Source organism: Acinetobacter sp. WC-323, from assembly GCF_000314615.1.
Taxonomy (GTDB): Bacteria; Pseudomonadota; Gammaproteobacteria; order Pseudomonadales; family Moraxellaceae; genus Acinetobacter; species Acinetobacter courvalinii.
Window position 1 is genome coordinate 1 of record NZ_AMZS01000076.1, and the last position, 5,172, is coordinate 5,172.

The window sequence follows — 5,172 nt, forward strand, 5'->3', positions numbered from 1 at the left end:
CATACTCAAGAATGAATTAGTGCATCATTGCAACTATAAAACCAGAGATGAAGCTAAAGCAGATATTACAAAATACATTGTGTTATTTTATAATCAGCGAAGAATTCAAAAGAGTTTGGATTTTAAAACGCCAAATCAAATAGCAGAGAACTTTTATCGGTTAGCTGCCTAGCATATCCCAAGTGAAAGTCTCCTGCTAATTCAGCACATATCAGGTTTGAATGACGCGGACATTGACCACAGTGATGATCAGGCGACCAAAGCAGGTTGGATACAGGCGAGTCTTGAGAAGATTAAGAGTACGCCTTTTGCGCTAGAGCCTAAGCACCTGACACACTAGATGTACCCGAAAAGGGGCTAGTGAGACTAACGGACACGTTAGCTGGTGGATATGCGATGCAATTGATCTAAATTAATTTCAAAGCACCAGAACCGGCTCAGTTGTGCCCAAAGCGGATGTTCGCAAAAAATAATCTTCTCTTGATACCGCAGATTAAAGTGGATGTTCGATATGGCCTTTTAAAGGTAGAAAACTTAGTATTTAGACGCCTACCTTCTAGAGAAATAACGCAAATGAATAAAATGCTACCATCAACTTAAAATCATGATATGTCACGGCAAACTTCACACTTTCTAACTGTTGGCATAAACAACATACCATCCATCTACTGAAGTAGAAATTTTTTGAAATGTGCCGATGGTGTATTTTCAAGCATATTGCTACGACAAATAACGTAAAGATTTTTGTAGGGGGTGATCCCTTCAATTTTAACGCTTCTTAGTCGACCACTCTCGCACTCATCGACCACAGACGAAGAGATCACCAATGAAATACCCAAGCCTGCCTGTACTGCCCGTTTAACCGCCTCTGTGCTTCCAAGCTGCATAGATACACCAATAGAATCTGCCACGCTTCCGAAAAAATGCTGTAACAGACGCCCTGTGCCGCTACTTGTTTCTCCCCCCAGCAATTTCTCTCCCTTCAGCCAATCTAATGGAATACTCGCCAATTTGGCCCACGGATGCTCCACCGGCACAATCACAGCTAGTTCTTCACTTCGCCAAACGCATGCATCAAATCCCTCTCGTTGATCCCACCATTCCATAATGGCCACATCGACTTCAAAGTTTTCCAGTTTTTTCACAATGGTAAGATTATCGCCAATGACTACATCAAAATTGCAAGTTGCTGTTTTCTTGAACCGCCTCAAGTGCGGTGGCAATACATAGATGCCGATATTCGAGCTCGCGCCTATTACAAGACGATTTGTGTCGAATAATGCGCACGCTCTGGATCCGGTGCGCACTAGGTTTTCCGCATAAGGCAAAAACACTTTGCCTTCCTCTGTGAGCGTACAACCTGCGTTGTTTCGCACAATCAGATTGACACTCAGCGACTCTTCTAGGCGCCTAACATGCTGAGTCACAGCTGACTGTGAGAGCCCTGTGTGCTTGGCTGCTTCACGAAAGCCACCCCGATTCACGACAGCCAGAAAAGTAACTACGCGTTCAAGATTGATCAATTAACGCCTTCCAAAATTGGATTATTGATAGCATCGGATGGCCTTTGGCCGGTCAGTGCCTGTAAGATATTATTGGCTGCTAGTTTCTCGATTTCGAAACGCACGTCGTCGACCGCAGACCCCAAATGTGGGGTGAAAAATGTTTGCGCTGTATTGGTCAGTAACTCCTGCGGAATAGCTGTTGGCCTATCAACACGGATCCACTCTTCCAATTCGAAAACATCTGCCGCATAACCCGCCAATTTTCCAGATTCAAGTGCTTCGGCAACAGCTAATTCATCGACAACTGAACCACGACACGCATTGATCAAGTAGCTTCCTGTGCGCATTGTGCCAATTGTTTCTGCATTCAATAAGTGCAAAGTTTGCGGCGTCATTGGCAGCATAGGTACAACAAAGTCACTGCTACTTAATAATTCATCGAGACTCACCTGTCGTGCATTCCAGGCCTTTTCCTGCTCTTGATTCAAGGCGATGTCATCGCAATAAAGCACCCGCATATCAAAACTCGATAAGCGCTTCGCAATCGCTCGCCCGACCGCACCCATACCGATGATTCCGAGTGTGCGTCCTGTTAAACCCGTTCCGTATAGTTCCGGTCTCCACCCGTTAAATCCGTGAGTTCGGATACGGCGATCCCCCTCGGCCAGATGGCGAGTCAGGCCAAGAAGCAATCCAATTGTCAGCTCCGCCGTTGGGATGGTCAGAAGGTCCGGCACGATGCTGAACCAAATACCACGGCGGGTACAAGCATCGACATCAAAGTTGTCATAGCCTTTGAGTGCTGCACCTACAATCTTCAATTTAGGGCAGGACGCAAGAAAATCATCATCGATACTGTCAGGCATGAATACCATTAGTGCGTCAGCATCCTTTGCTCTCTCCAGCAATTCTGCGCGCGACATAGTATCGCGGGTCATGTTGGGAACGACATCCGCAACAGATTGTAAATAATCGATAATTTCAGGATGAACCCAGTGGGTAAGAACTATTTTTTGTTTCATGTGGACCCTCATGTGTATACCGGATTTTTTATATGGGTTAGCTACTTGAACTTGCGACGCAAGAATGAACTGAATGTATCAACTAGCGTCACCATCCCAAGAATGACCAGCAATATCGCGGATACTTCTTGGTATTGCATAAGACGCAGCGATCCTATCAACTCGAAACCTATACCGCCGGCACCGACCATTCCCATCACCGTTGAGGCGCGAAAATTGTATTCCCACCGATAAATCGCGGTGTCGGCCATTTGCGGTAATACTTGCGGAAAAATGCCATGAAATATCACTTGTAGCGGGCTGCAACCTGCGGCCTGCGCAGCTTCAACTGGTGCTTGATCTGTATGCTCAATCGCTTCCGCAAAAAACTTAGCGATCATGCCGATTGAGTGCAGGCCTAATGCCAACACACCCGGCAGTGCACCAAAGCCGACAGCTGCCACGAAAACTATACCCATAATAAGCTCAGGAACAGATCTCAACACATTTAACAGAGCACGCGCAGCCTGATAGACCGCTGGATGTGGACTGGTATTGCGTGCAGCCAAAATACCCAAGGGCACGGACAAAAGCACAGCGATGGCGGTTCCAGCAATACTCATGGCTAAGGTATCGAGCACTGGCTTGACCCATGCTCTCCACTCACTAAAGTTGGGAGGGAACATCTCACCAATGAGACTAACAAGACTTGGCACGCCTTCGCCTAAACGCTCACCATCAAATAGACCAACGTAATACCAACATCCGACGACAATAGCTAAAATCAATATCACATACCTAACTACTCGATTCCAGCTTTGGCGCTGCTCTGACAATATGGCTTCGAAGTTCGTATTCATTGTAGAGACCTCAAAAAATTAGAACTTGGAAAAATCTAGCTTTAGCAAACTACCTAAATCACGCACGACATCGTAATCCTTATCTGTTACAGGCCCGAATCCTTCAGCCTTGAATGGTTTCAACACGTTCGGATCTTTCAAATCGAGGAAGGCAGCACGAATTTTTTCTTTAAGCTCTGGTTTTAAGTTAGAGCGCATAGCCCATGGGTACTGAGGAAACGGTTTTGACTCCGCTAAGACCTTCACTTTGTTTAGATCGATCAAGCCGCTCAGAACGAGCGATTTGAAAATGGGCTTGCTCAGACCACCGGCCTGCGCGTGTCCATTCTGAACTGCCATCGCCACTGCATCGTGAGCGCCTACGAAATGCTCCTTGTAATCCGTTCCGGCAAATAATCCTTTATCAGCAAGCATTGATTTGGGGATCAGGTGGCTGGATGTAGAGGCCTTGTCACCCCAGGCAACGGCTTTTTTCTTGATATCTGTGATGTTGTTGATGCCCGCCGCCTTATTCACAATTAGCACTGACTGATAAGTTGTTGTGCCTTTTTGTTGCATTGCTGCAAATGGTTCAATCTTACTTTTCTGTTTGGCCAATACATAAGACAAGGGCCCAAAATATGCAAGATCAATACGACCGAACCGCATTGCTTCAATCATTGATGAATAGTCAGTGGTAACAATAAGCTCAATCTTTTTGCCCAGAGCTTTTTCAAGATACATCTCTAGAGGCTTATTATTTTTAATGACGGTTGATGCATTTTCATCAGGCAAGAGAGCAACTTTTAATGTGCCGGGGTCAGGATTAGGTGCGGCATATGTGACACTACCTAAGAGGCTAAACAATATTAGAGCCAGTACAGCGAATAGCTTTTTCATGGTTATTTCTCCTCAGTTCTTAAGTTAAACAATGGTTATGAGTAATATTTGGAATGTTTGAATTCAATTGCGCTTTTTGTTCATAGAGTTCAGTTACATGCGTTTGTGTCAGAGCCGCTGGTATTGCATCGAACACAACCTTGCCATGAGCCAGACCGACGATTCGGTCAGCATAGCGTTTAGCGAGATCGACTTGATGTAGGCTGACTACAGCGGTTATGCCGTCTTCTTTGCATATCTGGTGTAAGAGCGCCAAGACTTTGTTGGCGGTTGCTGGATCAAGGCTTGCCACAGGCTCGTCTGCCAAAACAAGTGCCGGTCGCTGCGCTAATGCCCGAGCTATACCCACGCGTTGTTGCTGACCGCCACTTAACTCATCCACTCGTGAGAGTGCTTTGTGAAGTAGCCCAACGCGGTCAAGGCTGTGTAATCCAATAGATTGATCCTCCTTCGATAGAGGAAAAAGAGTACGAAGCGTCGAGTGATAACCTAGTCTACCCATTAGCACATTTTGCAAAACAGAAAGTCGACCAATTAATTGATGCTGCTGGAATATCATGCCAGTACCCGACGATGCTCTTGCAATATTTTTTTGTCCAACAATGAACCTAACATTGTAATGTTTATATTGCCGTTAGTGGGTTTTTGCATCAGGTTAAGACAACGGAGCATTGTTGATTTGCCTGCACCAGAGGCACCGAGCAACACTGAAAACTGTCCCTGTTGAAACGTGAGTGAAGTTGGATGCAACGCAATCATTTGTCCGTACTGGACGGTAATATTTTGAAGTTGAATCATTGCTGCCAGACCCTCGTTGTTGTAATCAATCTTTATTTTTGATTACGAAATCAGATAATGAGGTGAGCATAACGACTCAATGTTACAGTTTTATTGCGAGCAATTAGCAATCGCACTCAAACGCTTGGT

The 5,172-nt window shown here is 45.5% G+C and carries 5 protein-coding genes and 1 pseudogene; 1 reads left to right on the forward strand and 5 read right to left on the reverse strand.

From position 1 onward, the window contains the following. Positions 1-172: IS3 family transposase (locus tag ACINWC323_RS00080; protein WP_009516408.1), on the forward strand; the 172-nt coding region annotated here is incomplete at its 5' end. A 493-nt stretch (positions 173-665) separates the two neighbouring features. Here the strand turns inward: ACINWC323_RS00080 and ACINWC323_RS00075 are convergent. From ACINWC323_RS00075 to phnC, 5 genes and pseudogenes are all read right to left on the reverse strand, one after another. Beyond that, positions 666-1,523 (reverse strand): LysR family transcriptional regulator, encoded by an 858-nt coding sequence (locus ACINWC323_RS00075; protein WP_009389225.1) that lies wholly within the window; start codon positions 1,521-1,523, stop codon positions 666-668. Continuing rightward, on the reverse strand, positions 1,520-2,527 hold the full coding sequence (locus ACINWC323_RS00070; RefSeq protein WP_004757466.1) for a phosphonate dehydrogenase: 1,008 nt from the start codon (positions 2,525-2,527) through the stop codon (positions 1,520-1,522). The genes ACINWC323_RS00075 and ACINWC323_RS00070 overlap by 4 nt, the downstream gene beginning before the upstream one ends. 41 nt (positions 2,528-2,568) lie before the next feature. Continuing rightward, positions 2,569-3,366, reverse strand: a complete 798-nt coding sequence (phnE, locus tag ACINWC323_RS00065) for a phosphonate ABC transporter, permease protein PhnE (RefSeq protein ID WP_004757464.1) — start codon at positions 3,364-3,366, stop codon at positions 2,569-2,571. Between the two features lie 18 nt (positions 3,367-3,384). Then, positions 3,385-4,245 (reverse strand): phosphate/phosphite/phosphonate ABC transporter substrate-binding protein, encoded by an 861-nt coding sequence (phnD, locus tag ACINWC323_RS00060; protein WP_009389226.1) that lies wholly within the window; start codon positions 4,243-4,245, stop codon positions 3,385-3,387. A 19-nt stretch (positions 4,246-4,264) separates the two neighbouring features. Continuing rightward, positions 4,265-5,043: pseudogene (phnC, locus tag ACINWC323_RS0119455) on the reverse strand (phosphonate ABC transporter ATP-binding protein). Between the last annotated feature and the right edge of the window lie 129 nt (positions 5,044-5,172).

What these genes read in the sequence shown, in the direction of transcription:
- phnD (WP_009389226.1), bottom strand. Translation starts at nt 4,245, where the DNA reads ATGAAAAAGCTATTCGCTGTACTGGCTCTAATATTGTTTAGCCTCTTA.
- ACINWC323_RS00070 (WP_004757466.1), bottom strand. Translation starts at nt 2,527, where the DNA reads ATGAAACAAAAAATAGTTCTTACCCACTGGGTTCATCCTGAAATTATC.
- phnE (WP_004757464.1), bottom strand. Translation starts at nt 3,366, where the DNA reads ATGAATACGAACTTCGAAGCCATATTGTCAGAGCAGCGCCAAAGCTGG.